The sequence below is a fragment of the Bradyrhizobium sp. LCT2 genome, assembly GCF_009931255.1.
Lineage (GTDB): Bacteria > Pseudomonadota > Alphaproteobacteria > Rhizobiales > Xanthobacteraceae > Bradyrhizobium > Bradyrhizobium diazoefficiens.
Genome location: NZ_CP034432.1, coordinates 8576083 through 8593244, shown reverse-complemented (window position 1 = coordinate 8593244; position 17162 = coordinate 8576083). Strand labels below are relative to the sequence as shown.

General features: G+C 64.7%; 19 protein-coding genes. 11 read left to right on the top strand and 8 right to left on the bottom strand.

What is annotated here, in order from left to right:
- The first annotated feature begins 11 nt into the window (after positions 1 to 11).
- The 7 genes from EI171_RS40600 to EI171_RS40570 all read left to right on the top strand — a co-directional run bounded on the left by EI171_RS40600 (position 12) and on the right by EI171_RS40570 (position 6739).
- Positions 12 to 329, top strand: coding sequence for a proton-translocating transhydrogenase family protein (locus EI171_RS40600; protein ID WP_011089862.1), 318 nt, complete (start codon positions 12 to 14; stop codon positions 327 to 329).
- Between the two features lie 39 nt (positions 330 to 368).
- Entirely contained in the window at positions 369 to 1766 is a 1398-nt protein-coding gene (locus EI171_RS40595) for an NAD(P)(+) transhydrogenase (Re/Si-specific) subunit beta (RefSeq protein ID WP_011089861.1), read from the top strand.
- 212 nt (positions 1767 to 1978) lie between these two features.
- Positions 1979 to 2776, top strand: coding sequence for an alpha/beta hydrolase (locus EI171_RS40590; RefSeq protein ID WP_161536539.1), 798 nt, complete (start codon positions 1979 to 1981; stop codon positions 2774 to 2776).
- Positions 2777 to 2786: 10 nt separating this feature from the next.
- The gene (locus EI171_RS40585) at positions 2787 to 4208 is read left to right on the top strand and encodes a sodium:proton antiporter (protein ID WP_371740356.1); all 1422 of its coding nucleotides are present in this window, start codon (positions 2787 to 2789) and stop codon (positions 4206 to 4208) included.
- Between the two features lie 49 nt (positions 4209 to 4257).
- The gene (locus EI171_RS40580; RefSeq protein WP_011089858.1) at positions 4258 to 5355 is read left to right on the top strand and encodes a calcium:proton antiporter; all 1098 of its coding nucleotides are present in this window, start codon (positions 4258 to 4260) and stop codon (positions 5353 to 5355) included.
- A gap of 90 nt (positions 5356 to 5445) precedes the next feature.
- On the top strand, positions 5446 to 5730 hold the full coding sequence (locus tag EI171_RS40575; protein WP_028173024.1) for a cupin domain-containing protein: 285 nt from the start codon (positions 5446 to 5448) through the stop codon (positions 5728 to 5730).
- Between the two features lie 94 nt (positions 5731 to 5824).
- Entirely contained in the window at positions 5825 to 6739 is a 915-nt protein-coding gene (locus tag EI171_RS40570; protein ID WP_161536537.1) for a hypothetical protein, read from the top strand.
- A gap of 21 nt (positions 6740 to 6760) precedes the next feature.
- On the opposite strand, the gene EI171_RS40565 is transcribed toward EI171_RS40570, so the two are convergent.
- Together EI171_RS40565 and rpsU are read right to left on the bottom strand one after the other, a co-directional pair.
- Positions 6761 to 7411, bottom strand: coding sequence for a tetratricopeptide repeat protein (locus EI171_RS40565; protein WP_028173026.1), 651 nt, complete (start codon positions 7409 to 7411; stop codon positions 6761 to 6763).
- A 237-nt stretch (positions 7412 to 7648) separates the two neighbouring features.
- Positions 7649 to 7945 carry a 30S ribosomal protein S21 gene (gene rpsU / locus EI171_RS40560; protein ID WP_011089854.1) on the bottom strand — a complete coding sequence of 99 codons (297 nt, stop codon included), beginning with the start codon at positions 7943 to 7945 and terminating at the stop codon, positions 7649 to 7651.
- 261 nt (positions 7946 to 8206) lie between these two features.
- On the opposite strand from rpsU, the gene aqpZ reads away from it, so the two are divergent.
- Entirely contained in the window at positions 8207 to 8929 is a 723-nt protein-coding gene (aqpZ, locus tag EI171_RS40555; protein WP_011089853.1) for an aquaporin Z, read from the top strand.
- 96 nt (positions 8930 to 9025) lie between these two features.
- Here the strand turns inward: aqpZ and EI171_RS40550 are convergent, their stop codons facing one another.
- Both EI171_RS40550 and purE read right to left on the bottom strand, forming a co-directional pair.
- On the bottom strand, positions 9026 to 10132 hold the full coding sequence (locus EI171_RS40550; RefSeq protein WP_011089852.1) for a 5-(carboxyamino)imidazole ribonucleotide synthase: 1107 nt from the start codon (positions 10130 to 10132) through the stop codon (positions 9026 to 9028).
- Positions 10129 to 10617 carry a 5-(carboxyamino)imidazole ribonucleotide mutase gene (purE, locus tag EI171_RS40545; RefSeq protein ID WP_011089851.1) on the bottom strand — a complete coding sequence of 163 codons (489 nt, stop codon included), beginning with the start codon at positions 10615 to 10617 and terminating at the stop codon, positions 10129 to 10131. The genes EI171_RS40550 and purE overlap by 4 nt, the downstream gene beginning before the upstream one ends.
- Before the next feature lie 142 nt (positions 10618 to 10759).
- Between purE and EI171_RS40540 the strand changes: the two genes are divergently transcribed.
- The gene (locus EI171_RS40540) at positions 10760 to 11467 is read left to right on the top strand and encodes a GGDEF domain-containing protein (RefSeq protein ID WP_161536536.1); all 708 of its coding nucleotides are present in this window, start codon (positions 10760 to 10762) and stop codon (positions 11465 to 11467) included.
- A gap of 108 nt (positions 11468 to 11575) precedes the next feature.
- Here EI171_RS40540 and EI171_RS40535 read toward each other — a convergent pair whose 3' ends face one another.
- The 3 genes from EI171_RS40535 to EI171_RS40525 all read right to left on the bottom strand — a co-directional run bounded on the left by EI171_RS40535 (position 11576) and on the right by EI171_RS40525 (position 12410).
- Positions 11576 to 11827 (bottom strand): hypothetical protein, encoded by a 252-nt coding sequence (locus EI171_RS40535; protein ID WP_161536535.1) that lies wholly within the window; start codon positions 11825 to 11827, stop codon positions 11576 to 11578.
- 22 nt (positions 11828 to 11849) lie between these two features.
- Positions 11850 to 12062: a hypothetical protein gene (locus EI171_RS40530; protein WP_027545542.1), complete on the bottom strand. Its 213-nt coding sequence runs from the start codon at positions 12060 to 12062 to the stop codon at positions 11850 to 11852.
- Between the two features lie 141 nt (positions 12063 to 12203).
- Positions 12204 to 12410, bottom strand: coding sequence for a YdcH family protein (locus EI171_RS40525; protein ID WP_011089847.1), 207 nt, complete (start codon positions 12408 to 12410; stop codon positions 12204 to 12206).
- A 328-nt stretch (positions 12411 to 12738) separates the two neighbouring features.
- Between EI171_RS40525 and EI171_RS40520 the strand changes: the two genes are divergently transcribed.
- A complete protein-coding gene (locus tag EI171_RS40520; protein ID WP_008131172.1) occupies positions 12739 to 12921 on the top strand; it encodes a YdcH family protein in 183 nt (60 codons plus the stop codon).
- Between the two features lie 222 nt (positions 12922 to 13143).
- On the opposite strand, the gene EI171_RS40515 is transcribed toward EI171_RS40520, so the two are convergent.
- Positions 13144 to 14247, bottom strand: coding sequence for an NAD(P)/FAD-dependent oxidoreductase (locus EI171_RS40515; protein WP_028173029.1), 1104 nt, complete (start codon positions 14245 to 14247; stop codon positions 13144 to 13146).
- Between the two features lie 202 nt (positions 14248 to 14449).
- Between EI171_RS40515 and EI171_RS40510 the strand changes: the two genes are divergently transcribed.
- Positions 14450 to 17137, top strand: a complete 2688-nt coding sequence (locus EI171_RS40510; protein WP_011089844.1) for an EAL domain-containing protein — start codon at positions 14450 to 14452, stop codon at positions 17135 to 17137.
- Positions 17138 to 17162 lie beyond the last annotated feature (25 nt).

Sequence of the window (17162 nt, the reverse complement as noted above, 5' to 3'; positions counted from 1 at the left end):
GGAGAGCCGCCATGGAGCATGCAGCACAGGTCGTCGACCCCTTCGTCTTCCGGCTGTCGATCTTCGTTCTCGCCGTCTTCGTCGGCTATTTCGTGGTGTGGTCGGTGACGCCGGCATTGCATACGCCGCTGATGAGCGTGACCAACGCGATCTCCTCGGTGATCGTGGTCGGTGCGCTGCTCGCCGGCGGCGTCGCGAACGTCTCGAGCGGCTCGGGCTGGGCACGCGCCTTCGGCTTCGTGGCGCTGATCTTCGCCTGCGTGAACATCTTCGGCGGCTTCCTTGTCACCCAGCGCATGCTGGCGATGTACAAGAAGAAGTCGAAGTAAGCGGCCACCTCGGGCTGAAGGGATCAATGGGGACCTGAGATGAACGCCAATCTCTCTGCATTCTTGTATCTCGTGGCGGGGGTGCTGTTCATCCTGTCGCTGCGGGGATTGTCGAGCCCGGCCTCTTCGCGCCAGGGCAATTTGTTCGGCATGATCGGCATGGCGATCGCGGTCGCCACCACGCTCGCCAACCATCCGCCGGCTGACGGCCTGGCCTGGGTGCTGGTCATCGTCGGCATCGCCATCGGCGGCGCCATCGGCGCGGTCATCGCGCGCCGCGTGCCGATGACCTCGATGCCGGAACTGGTCGCTGCCTTCCACTCGCTGGTCGGCATGGCCGCGGTGCTGGTCGCTGCCGGCGCGTTCTACGCGCCTGAAGCGTTCGACATTGGCACGCCCGGCAATATCCATGGCCAGAGCCTCGTTGAAATGTCGCTCGGCGTCGCCATCGGCGCGCTGACTTTCACCGGTTCGGTGATCGCGTTCCTGAAGCTGTCCGCGCGGATGAGCGGTGCGCCGATCATCCTGCCGTTCCGTCACATCATCAACATCGCGCTCGCCGTGGCGCTGGTGTTCTTCATCGTCGGTCTCGTGCTGACCGGCAGCGCGTTCGACTTCTGGATGATCGTTATCCTCGCGTTGGCGCTCGGCGTGCTCATGATCATCCCGATCGGCGGCGCCGACATGCCGGTCGTGATCTCGATGCTGAACTCCTACTCCGGTTGGGCCGCGGCTGGTATCGGCTTCACCCTCGGCAACTCCGCGCTGATCATCACCGGCGCGCTGGTCGGCTCCTCCGGTGCGATCCTGTCCTACATCATGTGCCACGCGATGAACCGGTCCTTCATCTCGGTCATTCTCGGCGGCTTCGGCGGCGAGACGGCTGCCGCCGGCGGCGGCACCGGCGAGCAGAAGCCCGCCAAGCTCGGCTCGGCGGATGACGCGGCCTTCATCATGAAGAACGCCTCCAAGGTCATCATCGTGCCCGGTTACGGCATGGCGGTGGCGCAGGCCCAGCACGCGCTGCGCGAAATGGCCGACATGCTGAAGAAGGAAGGCGTCGAGGTGAAATACGCCATTCACCCCGTGGCCGGCCGCATGCCCGGCCACATGAACGTGCTGCTGGCCGAAGCCAACGTGCCCTATGACGAGGTGTTCGAGCTCGAGGACATCAACTCCGAGTTCGCGCAGGCCGATATCGCCTTCGTGATCGGCGCCAACGACGTCACCAACCCGGCGGCCGAAGAGGACAAGACCTCCCCGATTTACGGCATGCCCGTGCTTCAGGTCTGGAAGGCCGGCACCGTGATGTTCATCAAGCGCTCGCTGGCCTCGGGCTATGCCGGCATCGACAATCCGCTGTTCTACCGCGACAACACCATGATGCTGCTCGGCGACGCCAAGAAGGTCACCGAGAACATCGTCAAGGCGATGTAGCCCGCGAGGGAAGCGGATCGTGGCCATCAACAAGGAATGGCACCGGTCCCATCGCATGCCACCCAAAGCGACGCGCGAGCAGCGCGTCAAATGGCGCGCCGCGCATGCGGCGGCGTGCGGCTGCCGCGACGTTCCCGCGAGCATCCGGCTCGACGTCATGAAATTGCTGCGGAGCCGGCGCAAGCCCAGAGCCGGAGACCGGCCGCATCATCATGACCATCGTCAAGTGGATCGCCATCCTGCTCGCGGCCGTCTATTGCGCCGGTCTCGTCGTGCTGTATGTCCGGCAGCGCGAGATGCTGTTTCCGATCCCGCCGGTCGGTCGCACCGCTCCTGATGCCGCCGGCCTGCCCGAGGCGGAAGAGCACGTCCTGACCACGTCCGATGCCGAGAAGGTCATCGTCTGGCACGTGCCGGCCAGGCCCGGCCGCCCCGTGATTCTGTATTTTCCCGGCAACGGCGATTTTCTCGCGGGCGGCGTCAGCCGCTTCAAGGCGATGACCGCCGACGGCACCGGCCTCGTCGCGCTGTCCTATCGCGGCTATGCCGGCTCCTCCGGTGCGCCGAGCGAGGAGGGTCTGCTGCGCGATGCCGCGGCCGCCTACGCCTTCACGATGGCGCGCTACGCGGCGGAACGAATCGTCGCCTGGGGCTTCTCGCTCGGGACGGGCGTTGCGGTCGCCATCGCCTCCGAACATCCGGTCCGTAAGCTGGTCCTGGAGGCGCCGTACACCTCGACGGTCGAGGTCGCCGCCTCGCTGTTCCGCTTCGCTCCGGTCCGCCTCCTGATGCGCGATCAGTTTCGCTCCGACGAGCGAATTGCGCGCGTCACGGTGCCGCTATTGGTGATGCATGGCACCAATGACCTTGCCATTCCGATCGTGTTCGGAGAGCGTCTGTTCGCGCTCGCGCATGAACCGAAGCAGTTCGTTCGCTTTGCGGCCGGAGGACACGACAATCTTGATGCTTTCGGTGCGATCGAAACAGCAAAGCGCTTCATTGCTTCCTAGACAGCTCGTGATGCTGCGCGGCGACCTGTCCGTCGCTGCGATCCTCGCGCTGTTGCCGCAGCAGGCATGGGCCGCGACGGAACTCGACGGCGCGGCGATGCGCTGGCCCTATGCACTGCCCTTTGCCGGTCTCCTGCTGTCGATCGCGCTCGGGCCGCTGCTGTTTGCAAAGTTCTGGCACCACCATTACGGCAAGATCGCCGCGGCCTGGTCACTGCTGGCGCTCGGCTCGCTGGTCTGGCTCGCAGGAGGCATGGCGACGCTGGCCGCACTCGTCCACGCCATGCTCGCCGAATATCTCGGCTTCATCGTGCTGCTGTTCTCGCTCTATGTCGTGGCCGGCGGCATTCTCATCACGGGCGACATCAGGGGCACGCCGGCGGCGAATGCCGGCATCCTCGCGCTCGGCACGCTGATGGCGAGCGTCGTCGGCACCACCGGGGCGGCGATGATCCTGATCCGCCCCCTGATCCGGGCCAACCGGCCGCGGCGCCGCAACGCTCATGTCGTCATCTTCTTCATCATCCTGGTCGCCAATGTCGGCGGCGCGCTGAGCCCGCTCGGCGATCCCCCGCTGTTCGTCGGCTTCCTGCACGGCGTCGACTTCTTCTGGACCACGCGGAACATCTGGCTGCAGACGACGATCGTTGCCGGACTGCTGCTCGTCATCTTCGTCGCCGTCGACGTCTGGCGTTTCAGGAGCGAGCCGCCGCCCGGCGACACGGGTCCTGTGAAGCCGGTGCGGATCCGCGGCCTCGTCAACCTCGTGCTGATTGCAGCCATCGTCGCGAGCCTGCTGGCCTCGGCGATGTGGAAGCCCGGCATTGCCTTCGACATTCTCGGAACCAGGCTGGAGCTGGAAGACATCGCCCGCAACGTGGCGCTGCTGGCCATTGTCGCGCTGTCGGTGTGGCTGACGCCGGACGAGCACAGGCAGGCCAACGGCTTCACCTGGGAGCCGATCCGCGAAGTCGCAAAGCTGTTCGCGGGCATCTTTGTCGCCATCATCCCGGTCATTGCCATGCTCGATGCCGGGCACCACGGCGCCTTCGCCTGGCTTTTGTCCGCCGTCACGGCACCGGACGGAACGCCGCGCGAGGTCGCCTATTTCTGGTTCACGGGTGTGATGTCGGCGTTCCTCGACAATGCGCCGACCTACCTGCTGTTCTTCGAGCTCGCCGGCGGCGACCCGCAGGTGCTGATGCATGCGCTCTCGGGCACGCTCGCCTCCATCTCCATGGGCGCGGTCTACATGGGGGCGCTCACCTATATCGGCAATGCGCCGAACTTCATGGTCGCCAGCATCGCCCGCGAAAACGGCGTCGAGATGCCGAGCTTCTTCGGCTATCTCCTGCGCGCCGGCGCCGTGCTGATCCCGCTGTTCCTGCTGCTGACCGTCCTGCCGGTCGCACCGCTCCTGCACTGGCATTGAATCTGCCGGCCGATTTGCTACTGCTCGGATCTACAACTGGAGCTGGTGGATGAGCGCGCATAATCCGATGCCACGGTCGGCCTGGATCTTCCCGGCGCTGGCCGTGCTGTTGTTTGCGGCCGTCAGTGCGACGGGCTACGTCTTCACGCTCTCGCTGGGCGGGCTCGTCTTCGCCATCGTCCTTCTGGTCATCCTGTTCGGCACGGTGTTCGCCGCCGTTCATCATGCCGAAGTGATCGCCGAACGGGTCGGCGAGCCCTATGGCACGCTGGTGCTGACGCTCTCGGTGACCATCATCGAGGTGGCCCTGATCACCACGATCATGCTGGGCGACAAGCCGGCGCCGGAACTGGCGCGCGACACCGTGTTCGCCGTGGTCATGATCGTTTGCAACGGCCTCGTCGGGCTCTGCATCTTTATCGGCGGCCTGCGCTATCGCGAGCAGGGTTTTCAGCTCTCCGGGGCCAACGTCTATCTCAGCGTCCTGTTCGCGCTCGCGACCATCACGCTGATCATGCCGAATTACACCACCACCACGCCGGGCCCGGTCTATTCGGCGGTTCAGCTCGGCTTCGTCGACGTGGTGACGCTCGCGCTCTACGCGGTGTTTCTCTACACCCAGACCGTCCTGCACAAGGACTACTTCGTTCATGAACGGGCGGAGGGCGAGGGCGGGGAGGCGCACCCGTCGGCCGGGGCGCTCGCGCTCACCGTGGGGCTGCTCCTGGTCTCGCTCCTGGCAGTCGTGCTGCTGGCCAAGAAATTCTCGCTCGTGGTCGATGCCGTCGCCGCCAGGATCGGCGCGCCGCCGGCCTTTGCCGGCCTTCTGGTCGCGCTCCTGATCCTGATGCCCGAAGGTGTCTCGGCCATTGCGGCGGCCCGCAAGAACGATCTCCAGAAGAGCATCAACCTCGCCCTCGGCTCCTCGCTGGCGACCATCGGTCTCACCATCCCGGCCGTCGGCATCGCTACCTACGCCTTCGACAAGGAGCTCGAACTCGGCCTCAGCGCCCAGGGCAGCGTCCTTTTGCTCCTGACCTTCTTTTTGAGCATGCTGACCTTCGGCACGGGCAGGACCAATGTCCTGTTCGGGCTGGTCCATATGGTGGTATTTGCCGTCTACGTGTTCATGGTTTTCGTGCCCTGAAGCGCGGTCGCGCTTCTGGTTATTGTTTGAGCATGGTCTTTCCGGAAAACCGCCCCACACTTTTCCGGATCATGCCTGAAGGAGTTCCCGATGCTTGCCGCCAAGTCCGAGGTTCAGATCGACAACGAAGAGGTCCGGGTGACCGAATGGCGGCTCGCCCCGGGCAGCGCGACCGGGCATCACACCCACGGGATGGACTATGTGATTGTTCCCATCGTCGCCGGCGAAATGACCATCGTGGCCCCCGGCGGCGAGCGTTCCAAGGCGCAGCTTGCGGCCGGAAAATCCTACTTCCGCAAAGCCGGCGTCCAACACGACGTACTTAACGAAACCTCAACTGAGATCGTGTTCCTTGAGATCGAGCTGAAGCTGTAAGTCCGGCGTTACCGTTTGCCATCGATCCGTCGCAGTTGATCCCTTACAATGCCCCAAAGTTCCCGCATCAGATCGCGCGGGGAGTGGCCGAGAAATGCTGAAATACCTCGCTAAAATCTCGATGGATATTTTCCCCTCGGTGCTCGCGACGATCATCGGGGCGTACATCGTTAATCACTACATCAACGCCAAGCCGGCGGCCGATACCCCTACGGCCGTGGTGGCACCCGCCGAGGCTGGCAAGAACGGCAAGCCCGCCGACGTCGCCAACCTGCCGGCGCCCGGCGTCAAGGCCAAGGGTGTCTCCGAAAAGAGCGTTTCCGAGAAGACTGCGACGGACAAGACTGCGACGGACAAGGCTGCGGCCGAGAAGCCCGCCGACAAGCCTGAGACCAAGGCTGCGGACGTCGCTCCCGCCGACACCACCTCGCATGGCCGCCCCCCGGCGCGCGAGAAAGCGGCCGCGAAGTCGATCCCGGCAGCTACCGCCCCGGTGGTGGAGGCCAATTCTGCGCCGGCCGCGGCGTCCCCGGCTGCGGCCCCCGACGCCAACGATCTGGCGCGTGCCGCCATCGAGCGTCTTCGCAAGTCGCCTGAGGGCAAGGCTGCCGAAGCCAAAGCCGCCGAGACCAAGCCGGTCGAGCGGACCCCCGAGCCCGCGGTGCGCGAGGCCACCCGCGTCCCCGAGGCCCCGCGTGTCGTCACGACGGAGCCGTCCGCGGTCCGTCCGCTGCCGCCGCCGATCACGGTGTCCACGCCCTCGCCCGAGCCGTATGGCAATGGCGGTTCGTCGCCGTCCTACACGGCCTCGGTCGGCAATGACGACCCGAATCGGATCACGCCGCCGGCTGACATTCCCGTGCCGGTGATCGCGCCTCCGCTCGATCTGCGTGCCGATGCCGGTGTGTCCGTGCCGCGGCCGAAGAAGACCAATGTCGCCGACGAGATGCTGTCCGGCGTCAAGTCGATGTTCCACGCCGTTCTGCCGAAGAGCGCCACCCCCGACTAAGACGGCCCTTGCGCCGCGCTGTCAGCCGCCGACGCGGGCGAGGCCGCTGCGGGCGGTATCGTCGCGTGGACGAAGTGCGACCGCCTTGGTGTAGGACGCTGCCGCCTTGGCCTTGTCACCCAGCCGCTCATAGGCCTGCCCGCGCGCGGTCCAGACCTGGGCATTGTGCGGATCGGCCTCGGAAGCCTCGTCGAGATCGGCCGTAGCCTCCTTGATCTTGCCTAGGGCGAGATGGCTGATGGCGCGGCCGAGCAGGGGCTCGGCCTTTTGCGGGTTGAGCCCGCTCGCGGCGGTGAAATCGGCGACGGCGAAATCGTGCTGGTTGTTGCCCTGGTAGATCAGCGCGCGACCATACAGCGCCTGCGCGTTGTAGGGATCGAGCCCGACCGCGCGATTGAATTCGTCCAGCGCTGCTGCCGTCTCGCCTGACTTGGCCAGGGCTTGGGCCTTTGCGGTGTGGGTCTGGGCCTCAGTGACGTTGCCGGGGCTGACCGCGCTCTCCGTGGCGGCCGCCGCCTTGGGGGCCTCCTGCGGCTTTTCCTTCTCCGGCATCAGCGATCCCAGATCGAAGGAGCAGCCGCATAGTGCGATCCCCATCAAGGCCAGTGCGAACGGTTGCTGCCAGATCTGGCGCAGTCGCGCCAAGCCACGCTCGGGGAAAGGGGAGGCCATCTACGGTTCGCTCGCGCTAGAGCATGATCCGGACCCGAAGGGCCGCGTCAGCGCAAAGTGTGCCGCGGTTTTCCGAAAAGATCATGCTCAAACAACAATCTAAAGCGCGACGACCAACCTCGTCGCGCTTTAGCGCCGCATCGGTAGTGCCCCGTCCCAGAAAGGCACCGCTCACAAACAATAACGCGGGCCAGCGGCCCGCGTTATCGAAAACTGAGGTCTTACAAATTCGGCAAATCAGCGCGGTCCGCGCGGACCAGCACCCGGGCCGCCACGGCCGCCGCGCTCACCACCGGCGCCAGCGCCGAACACCGGCTTCGGCTTCATCGGCAGCAGGCCTTCACGCTGGAGCTTCTTGCGGGCCAGCTTGCGCGCGCGGCGCACGGCTTCGGCCTTTTCGCGGGCCTTCTTCTCAGAGGGCTTTTCGTAGTGACCGCGGAGCTTCATCTCGCGGAAAATACCCTCGCGCTGCATCTTCTTCTTCAGCGCCTTGAGGGCTTGATCGACATTGTTATCGCGAACGAGAACCTGCACGCGGCATCCTCTTCAGTGGATCGGATTTGAATTCTGGTAAGTCAAAGGGGATGGCAAAACGCACAAGCCCTTAGCCTTGAGCGCGCGAATGTATCAGACAAAACCCTGGATGTCCACCAGCCAAGCGGGTTTTCGGGCCAAGTTCAGCCATTAAATGGGGCGAAAATACCTCTGTGCGGCCCCGATTTGGGAGATTTGGTGCCTTTGGCGGGGCGGCGACCGGAGCTTTGTTCCGGAAACTTTGAAATGAGGGGACGACACATGGATATGAAGAAATATGCTGCCGAGGCCATCGGCACCTTTTGGCTCACATTCGCAGGTTGTGGCAGCGCGGTGATCGCGGCCGGTTTCCCGCAGGTCGGAATCGGCCTGGTCGGCGTGTCCCTGGCTTTCGGCTTAAGCGTCGTCACCATGGCCTACGCGATCGGTCACATCTCGGGCTGTCATCTCAATCCGGCCGTCACGGTCGGCCTTGCCGCCGGCGGGCGCTTTCCGGCCGGACAGATCCTGCCTTACGTGATTGCGCAGGTCTGCGGTGCGATCGTTGCCGCCGAACTGCTCTACATCATCGCCAGCGGCGCCCCAGGCTTCGACGTCACCAAGGGCTTCGCGTCGAACGGGTACGACGCGCATTCGCCCGGCCAGTACAGCATGATGGCCTGCTTCCTCACCGAGGTGGTGATGACCATGATGTTCCTGTTCATCATCATGGGTGCCACCCATGGCCGCGCGCCCGCGGGCTTCGCGCCGCTCGCGATCGGGCTTGCGCTGGTGATGATCCATCTCGTCAGCATTCCCGTCACCAACACGTCGGTGAACCCGGCGCGCAGCACGGGCCCCGCGCTGTTCGTCGGCGGCTGGGCGATGGCGCAGCTCTGGCTGTTCTGGGTCGCGCCACTGATCGGCGGCGCGCTTGGCGGGGTGATCTATCGCTGGCTCAGCGAGGAGCCCACCGGCGTCGTCGCAGGCGCGAAGGCGGCCTAGAGCGTTTTCGAGCGAAGTGGATACCGGTTCGCGTCAAGACAACGCGTCAAAACAAAATCCAATCGGCAAGGGATCGCGGCGGTTGCCGCGGTCCCGTCACTTGTCCCGGGGCGGCCGGACCTCGGTGACATGGCCCATCTTGCGGCCGGGGCGCGGTGCGCCCTTGCCATAGATGTGGATGGTCGCGCCCGGAACGCTCAGCCACTTCTCGTAATCGTTGATCTCGTCGCCGATCAGATTGGTCATGGTGACGATCTCGCCGTGGCGCACCGGCTTGCCGAGCGGCCAGCCGGCAATGGCGCGGATGTGCTGCTCGAATTGCGAGACGGAGGCGCCGTCGAGTGTCCAGTGTCCGGAATTGTGCACGCGCGGGGCGATCTCGTTGACCAACACCTTTGGTCCGGTGCCATTGGCGAGCACGAACATCTCCACCGCCAGCACGCCGACATAGTCGAGTGCGCTTGCGATCTTGCTTGCGATGCTGCGCGCCTCTTCGGCGAGCGCGTCCGGGATCGGCGCGGGCGCGCGCGATATCTTCAGGATGTGGTCGCGGTGCTCGTTCTCGGTGACGTCGAAACATTCCACCTGGCCCGCGACCGAGCGCGCGGCGATCACGGAGATCTCGCGCTCGTACGGCACGAAGGCCTCCAGGATCGCCGATTTGGTGGCGAGGCTGGTCCAGACCTTGGCGATGTCGTCGCCCGCGCGGATGATGGCCTGGCCCTTGCCGTCATAGCCGAAGCGGCGGGTCTTCAGCACGGCCGGAAGACCGATCCTTAAAATCGCCTCGCGCAACGAGGGGACGGAGGTGACGTCGGCATAGGCTGCGGTGCCGATGCCGAGCCGCGTCACGAAATCCTTCTCGGCGAGCCGGTCCTGGGTGGTCTCCAGGATCTTGCGGTTGGGCAACACCGGGCGGCGCGCGTCCAGCACCATCGCGGCGGCCGCCGGGACGTTCTCGAATTCGTAGGTGATGACGTCGACGTCGTTGGCGAACAGCTCGAGCGCCTCGACGTCGGCATATTCGGCGCAGGTCGCGTTCAGCACGACGTCGAAGGCCGGCGAGTCCGGATCGGGCGAGAACACCTGGCAGCGCAGTCCGAGCCGTGCCGCGGCCATGGCCAGCATCCGCCCCAATTGTCCGCCGCCGAGGATTCCGATGGTGTCGCCGGGCTTCAGCTTCACCTGCTTTGCGTCAGTCACGCCTTGTCCTCCGGGCGCTCGGCGACCGCCTCGGTCTGTGCCTTGCGCCAGGCGGCGAGGCGGTCGGACAAGGCTGGGTCGGACAGCGCCAGCACGGCGGCAGCAAGCAGCGCCGCGTTGATCGCGCCGGCCTTGCCGATGGCAAGGGTGCCGACCGGGATGCCCGCGGGCATCTGCACGATCGAATAGAGCGAATCGACGCCCTTGAGCGTCTTCGATTCGACGGGAACACCGAAGACCGGGAGCTCCGTCAGTGCCGCCGCCATGCCCGGCAAATGTGCAGCGCCGCCCGCGCCGGCGATGATGATCTTGTAACCCGCCGCCTTGGCGCCCTTGGCGAAAGCGACCAGCCGGTCGGGGGTGCGGTGTGCCGAAACGATGCGGGTCTCGGCGGCAACGCCGAGCGCCTCGAGCGTGTCGGCGGCATGCCGCATCGTGTCCCAGTCCGACTGGCTTCCCATGATGATGGCGATCGGCGCGGTCATGACGTTAATTGTGCTCGGGAAAACAGAAACATAGGCCAGATTAACGGTTCCGGCCGGCGGCTCGCAAGGCGGTGGCAAGGAGAAGGGAATGCACTATCCTGTCTTGGTGAATCCCCGCAAGCCTTCATTGAGCAGGATGCCCATGAAGAAACCAAAAAGGGCGAGCGCTGCGAAGGCCAAAAAGGGCCGGAAAATCAGCGCCGGCCGGTCCAAACCTGCCACCAAGCGTCCGGCCAAGCCGCCGCGGCGCGGAGCGTCGCTTGATGGCACCAAGGATAGTGCAAAGATCATCCGCGGGCTGCGGAGCAAGCTCAAGGCGGCGGAGCGGCGGGTCGCGGAACTGGAAGCTGCCGCCGACACCGATTTCCTGCTCGAGATTCCGAACCGGCGCGGCTTCGAGCGCGAGCTCACGCGCGCCATCGCCTACATGAAGCGCTATCGCGCCACCGGCGCGCTGATCGTGCTCGATGTCGATCGGCTGAAGCCGATCAACGATTCCTTCGGCCACGCCGCCGGCGACGAGGTGCTCAAGGCGATCGTCGGCGCGCTGACGCGGCAGGTCCGCGCCTCCGACGTGGTCGGCCGGCTCGGCGGCGACGAGTTTGCGCTGCTGCTGTGGAATCTCAACGAGACCGATGCCAAGGCGAAGGCCGCGGCCTTCGAGCAGGCGATCGATGAATTATCCTTCGTCTTCCGCAGCCAGAATGTGACCGCGGGCGCCTCCGCCGGCGTCGCGTTGCTGGGGGCGCATTCCGACGCAGGCCGCGCCTTGGAGGAGGCGGATGCCGCAATGTATGTGCGCAAGGCGCGCCGGCGGCACGAGCCGCGGATCAGGCTGGTCAGCAACTGAGCATGATCCGGACCCGAAGGGCCGCGCTAGCGCAAAGTGTGCAGCGATCTTCCTCGCGACAAATGCGAAACGCGTTTGCGCGGAGATCATGCTCAAACAATAAATGCCCTACAACGTGGCCAGATCTTCCGGCACGGTGCCGAACTTGCGCAGCAGCGTCGCGTCGCCGAATTCGCCGGTCATGGGATCGCCGCTGCGGCAAAATGCGACCGCGCCGATGTGGCCGGCACCGCGCGCCAGAATTTCGGCGCGCCGCAGTGCGGCCGTCGAGGACTGACATTCCTCCGCGGCGCCCGCGACCGGCGATCCGTCGTCATCGATCAGGAAGGGCATTGCAACGTAGTAGGTGACGTCCGACATGGCGTTGCTCCGATCATCAACATCAGGCGGCGCTGCTCCGCGCCTTGCTGCGAGAGGTCTCCGGAATGCAGCCGGCTGAAATCGCCGCCTGCAATTCCTCGAGCTCCGCCTCCAGATATTCGTTGGCCATGATCAGCGCCTTGATGGTGCTGCGCAGATTGCCGTCGCACATCGCGATCGCCTGATCGCAGGCCTGTTCATAATGGCTGTTGTCCAAAAGGGCGGTTGCCGACATCTGCGTTGTCCTTGCTAGGTTCCTTGGGCGTTTCTCTGGGGCGTTTCCTGGGGGCGTCTGGCGCTTGAATGTTCCTATTTTGTTCTTTTGGAGTCAAGAGGATTCACCCGGCTCGCCCCGCCGCGAAAAGCCCGCTGGGGATCAGGCGATGATGTCGGGCGTGATCTGGTCTTCGATGAAGGCGATGCGGTCGCGCAACAACAGCTTGCGCTTCTTCAGCCGCTGTAACCGCAATAGGTCGGGGGCAGGCGATTGATGCAGTGCATCGATCGCCGCGTCGAGATCTCGGTGTTCCTGCTGCAACCGGGCGAGCTCGGCTTCGAGTTCGCTCTCGTCTTCATGGGTCATGTCTGCGGTGGCCGAAAAACCGATAGTCGTGAGATTAAGGCTGTGGATGCCCTGTGGAAATTATCGTCCTTGCGCGCCGTGACCGCAAGCGATCTCGGGCCGTCGCTCACCGATCTCTCGCAAGATATTTCAACGGTTCGCTGCGGCGCTGCGCAAGCGCATTGATATCATGGATTTTTCCCAGCGCGGTTCCTTACTCACGCTTCGTTACATATGAATTTTCAAAAATGACACGGCGACGACGGATATCCATCGACAGAACGAATCGGTGATGTACACTTCGTCGTCCGGATCGAATCCAAGGTCACCCCTACCGAGGAGGTTTCGAATGACAATTCAGGCACATCTGGTTGAATTGGAACGGAAGCATAAAACTCTCGAAAACGAATTGCACGAAGCTCTCGTGCACCTTTCAACAGACGACCTGCAAATTGTTGAGTTGAAGCGCCGGAAGTTGATGGTCAAGGACCAGATCGAGCGTCTGAAGCACACTGGCGACACGCTTCACTAGTAAACCCCGTATTCAGCGTAGAGTTTGATCGTACCCCTTCAGGCAGGGGTGAGTGCTGTTGCGCTCATCCCTGTTGGAAGATGCGAAGCCGCGCAAGGACATTTGCGCGGCTTCCGGAGCTATTTCCGTTCCGACGGAATCGGAACGGAAATAGCTCCGGCTTCTTGTTTGGACGCGTTTTCTTCTTTGCGCGAAGTGGTATCCGCTTCGCTTGAAGACGCTTCAGATATTTGCGAGCTCGGCGACGTGATCGGCGATCGCGAGCGAGGACGTCAGTCCCGGCGATTCGATGCCGAACAGGTTGATCAGGCCTGCCACGCCGTGATCGCGCGGACCCTGCATCAGGAAATCCTGCGTGGCGACCGCCGGCGGCACGATCTTCGGGCGGATGCCCGAATAGCTCGGCATCAACGCGCCGTCAGGCAGCGTCGGCCAGTATCTCCGGATCGCCGGATAGAAGCGCTCGGCGCGTGACGGATCGACCTCGTAGTTGATCGTCTCGATCCACTCGACGTCAGGGCCGAAACGCGCCTGCCCCGCCATGTCCAGCGTCAGATGCACGCCGAGGCCGCCGGGCTCGGGCACCGGATAGATCAAGTGCGAGAACGGCGCCTTGGCGTTGCAGCTGAAGTAATTTCCCTTGGCCAGATAGGCCGGCGGAATCCGGTCCAGCGGCATGCCGTCGATATTGCGCGCCACCGTTGTCGCCGCGAGGCCCGCAGCGTTGACGAGGAGGCTGCATTGCAGCGCCATCGGTGCCGCGCCGCCGGCCTCGACCTCGATCACGCCGGCGGCCGCCTTGGCACGGATCAGCGGGGTGTGAAACGCGAAGGCCGCGCCGGCTTCCTCGGCCTCGCCGCGCAGCGAGAGCATGTAGGCGTGGCTGTCGATGATGCCGGTCGAGGGCGAGAGCAGCGCGGCGTCGCAGGCGAGCGCCGGCTCCAGCGCGCGTGCGGCCTCGCCCGTGAGCAACTGCATGTCGAGCACGCCATTGGCCTCGGCGTGCGCCTTGATCGATTGCAGCTTCTCGGTTTCCTTCGCATTGGTCGCGACGATCAGCTTGCCGCAATTCTTGTGCGGGATGCCGCGCTCGCCGCAGTAGCGGTAGAGCGCGTGCTTGCCGTTGACGCACATGCGCGCCATCCAGCTTCCGGCGCGGTAGTAGATGCCGGCATGGATCACCTCGCTGTTGCGCGAGGAGGTGATGGTGCCGATGGCCTCGGCTTCCTCGAGCACGATGACCTCGCGCCCGGCCTGGGCCAGCTTTCGAGCCACCGCGAGCCCGACCACGCCGGCTCCGATGACGATGCAGTCGACCCTATCCATGGTTGTGCAGGAGGTCCGCTGGAAGCGCCGGTGGCATCAAGCCCGGGAACGAGGGCGCGGGGTCATTTTCCGTTAAGGAAGCATTTATCATGTCAGGGCAATTGCCGTATTTAACGTGACATTTTTCTGTTGCGCGTACAGGCGTTTACCCGATCCAAACCCGTGAGGCCAGACAATCCGACGTTGAAATCGCGGGTGGCTGATGGCTGAGAAGAACTGGCACGCGGACAGCACGATTCTGATTGCTGTGCAGGCCGTCGTGTGCCTGGCCGGCACGGTCGCGCCTGCGCGTGCCTTTGCGCTGTCGGACAGCTTCGCCCCGCCGAGCTCGCTCGACAACCTCGATCCCAACCTGATCTGGGAAGCCCTGATCGGGGGCATCGTCGTCTGTGCGTTCCTGGTGGCAATCGCGTTGTGGATCCACTCCGCGCTGCGCCGGACCAGGCGGTTGCAGCTGCGGCGCAACGCCTTCGTCTCCTCCGCCATGAACAATCTCAACCAGGGCGTGGTGATGACCGATGCGCAGCGGCGCGTCATCTTCTGCAATGACCGCTATCTCGAGATCTATGGCCTGTCACGGTCGGATCTGTGGGCCGACATGAACGGCCACGACATCCTCGAGCTGCGGCGCAAGCGCGGGGTCCTTGGTGGCGTCTCCGATAAGGAATTCTACGAGAAGGCGGCAAGCGGCAACGGTCTGATCACCGAACTGCCTGACGGCCGGGCCATCCTGGTAAAATACTTCGTGCTGCCGAACGGCGGCTCGGTGGCGACGCATCTCGACGTCAGCGAGGAGCGCAGGCTGTCGCGGCAGCTCGCCTCGACCAAGCAGTTCCTGGAAACGGTGCTCGACAACGTGCCGGCCTGCGTTGCCGCGAAGAACATCGAGGACGGCTGCTACATCTTCGCCAACACCGCCTATGAGCGGTTCTGGGGGTTTACGCGGGACCAGGTCGTCGGCAAGAACGCGCGCGAGCTGTTTGCCCCCGTCTCAGCGGCCAGCATCGAGGCGACCGACCGGGCGGCGCTCAATTCGCCGGACGGCCAGTTCCGTAATGAGTTCGAGGTCGACCGCGGCGGTGAACGGCGCATGGTTGCCTCGATCCGGATCGTGGTCCGCAACGAGAACAACAAGCCCGAATTCCTGATGCTCGTGTTCGAGGACATCACCGACCGCCGCTCACTGTCGCAGGAGCTGGAGAGCACCAAGAAATTCCTCGAGCTCGTCGTCGACAACATCCCGGTGGCGCTGATCGTCGAGCAGGTCAAGGACGGCCGCTATCTGCTCGCCAACCGCAGCGCCGAGACGATCCTCAACCGCAGGCGCGAGGAAGCCACGGGCCTGACCGCGTCCGACATCTTCAATCCCAAGGAAGCCAAGCTGATCATCGCGCGCGACGAGGCTGCGATCAAGAAGCGCGGGATGATCACCGAGGAGCACCCGATCTCCACCAAGGACGGCCTGCGGCTGTTCCTGACCCGGCGCGCCACCGTGCTCAGCGATGCCGGCGAGCCGCAATACCTGATCAAGACCCACGAAGACGTCACCGACCGCCGGCAGACCGAGTCGCGCATGGCGCACATGGCCTATCACGACGGCCTCACCGATCTGCCGAACCGTGCCGCCTTCCTGCAGGCGCTGACTCAGATGATCGAGGCCTGCGAAGGCACCGGCGAGGAGTTCGCCGTCCTCTGCGTTGATCTCGACGGCCTCAAGGAGGTCAACGACGTCTTCGGCCATGCGCTCGGCGACAAGCTCCTGATCGAGGTGGCCCAGCGGCTCCAGGATTCCGCGCGCGGCGGCGTGGTGGCGCGCCTGTCCGGCGACGAGTTCGGCCTGATCATCGACGGCAAGCAGCCGGAGGCGGGTCTTGCGCTGGCGCAGCAGCTCGGCGAAGCCGTCGCGCGGGAATTCCAGATCGACGGCCGGCCAGTCCGTGCCGGCGCCACCACCGGCATGTCGATTTTCCCGCACAATGGCGCCGACGGCGCCTCGTTGCTCGCCAATGCCGGTGCGGCGCTGTTCCGCGCCAAGCAGAAATCGCGCGGCACGATCAGCCTCTACCAGCCGGAGATGGACCAGCAGATCCGCGATCGCCGCGTGCTGCATCAGGACCTGTCGATGGCGATCAAGAACGGCGAGCTCTCGCTCGCCTTCCAGCCGCAGGGGGCCGCCGGCCATAGCGTCGCCGAGAGCGAGATCATCGGCTTCGAGGCGCTGGCGCGCTGGCAGCATCCGGTGCGTGGCCAGGTCTCGCCGGCCGAATTCATCCCGATCGCCGAGGAGAGCGGCCTGATCGTCGAGATGGGCGAGTGGATCCTGCGCGAGGCCTGCCGCGAGGCGGCGTCCTGGCCGAAGCCGCTCCAGGTCGCGGTCAATCTGTCGCCGGCGCAGTTCATGCACGGCGACGTGGTCGGGCTGGTCCATTCGATCCTGATCGAAACCGGCCTGGCGCCCGGCCGGCTCGAGCTCGAGATCACCGAGGGCGTGCTGATCGAGGATTTCGACCGGGGCCTGGCGCTGCTGCGCCGGCTGAAGGCGCTCGGCGTGCGCATCTCCATGGACGATTTCGGCAGCGGCTATTCCTCGCTGAGCTATCTCCAGGCGTTTCCGTTCGACAAGATCAAGATCGACCGCGCCTTCATCATCAATCTCGGCCGCAACCCGCAATCGGCGGCGATCGTGCGCGCCGTCATCGATCTCGGCCACGGCCTCGAAATGTCCATCATCGCCGAGGGCGTCGAGACGCTCGACCAGCTCGCCTTCCTCGCCAAGGAGGGCTGCGACGGCGTGCAGGGCTACCTGCTCGGCAAGCCACTGCCGATCGGGAAGTATGCCGGCCTCGTCGGCCGCGCCGAAGCCATGGAGCTTGCGCTCAAGACCGGCTAGTGATGGGAGCGCTTCGTTTCGCTCG

Coding starts and splice junctions, on each gene's coding strand:
- EI171_RS40600 (WP_011089862.1), top strand. CDS start 12: ATGGAGCATGCAGCACAGGTCGTCGACCCCTTCGTCTTCCGGCTGTCG.
- EI171_RS40595 (WP_011089861.1), top strand. CDS start 369: ATGAACGCCAATCTCTCTGCATTCTTGTATCTCGTGGCGGGGGTGCTG.
- EI171_RS40590 (WP_161536539.1), top strand. CDS start 1,979: ATGACCATCGTCAAGTGGATCGCCATCCTGCTCGCGGCCGTCTATTGC.
- EI171_RS40585 (WP_371740356.1), top strand. CDS start 2,787: ATGCTGCGCGGCGACCTGTCCGTCGCTGCGATCCTCGCGCTGTTGCCG.
- EI171_RS40580 (WP_011089858.1), top strand. CDS start 4,258: ATGAGCGCGCATAATCCGATGCCACGGTCGGCCTGGATCTTCCCGGCG.
- EI171_RS40575 (WP_028173024.1), top strand. CDS start 5,446: ATGCTTGCCGCCAAGTCCGAGGTTCAGATCGACAACGAAGAGGTCCGG.
- EI171_RS40570 (WP_161536537.1), top strand. CDS start 5,825: ATGCTGAAATACCTCGCTAAAATCTCGATGGATATTTTCCCCTCGGTG.
- EI171_RS40565 (WP_028173026.1), bottom strand. CDS start 7,411: ATGGCCTCCCCTTTCCCCGAGCGTGGCTTGGCGCGACTGCGCCAGATC.
- aqpZ (WP_011089853.1), top strand. CDS start 8,207: ATGGATATGAAGAAATATGCTGCCGAGGCCATCGGCACCTTTTGGCTC.
- purE (WP_011089851.1), bottom strand. CDS start 10,617: ATGACCGCGCCGATCGCCATCATCATGGGAAGCCAGTCGGACTGGGAC.
- EI171_RS40540 (WP_161536536.1), top strand. CDS start 10,760: ATGAAGAAACCAAAAAGGGCGAGCGCTGCGAAGGCCAAAAAGGGCCGG.
- EI171_RS40535 (WP_161536535.1), bottom strand. CDS start 11,827: ATGTCGGACGTCACCTACTACGTTGCAATGCCCTTCCTGATCGATGAC.
- EI171_RS40530 (WP_027545542.1), bottom strand. CDS start 12,062: ATGTCGGCAACCGCCCTTTTGGACAACAGCCATTATGAACAGGCCTGC.
- EI171_RS40525 (WP_011089847.1), bottom strand. CDS start 12,410: ATGACCCATGAAGACGAGAGCGAACTCGAAGCCGAGCTCGCCCGGTTG.
- EI171_RS40520 (WP_008131172.1), top strand. CDS start 12,739: ATGACAATTCAGGCACATCTGGTTGAATTGGAACGGAAGCATAAAACT.
- EI171_RS40515 (WP_028173029.1), bottom strand. CDS start 14,247: ATGGATAGGGTCGACTGCATCGTCATCGGAGCCGGCGTGGTCGGGCTC.
- EI171_RS40510 (WP_011089844.1), top strand. CDS start 14,450: ATGGCTGAGAAGAACTGGCACGCGGACAGCACGATTCTGATTGCTGTG.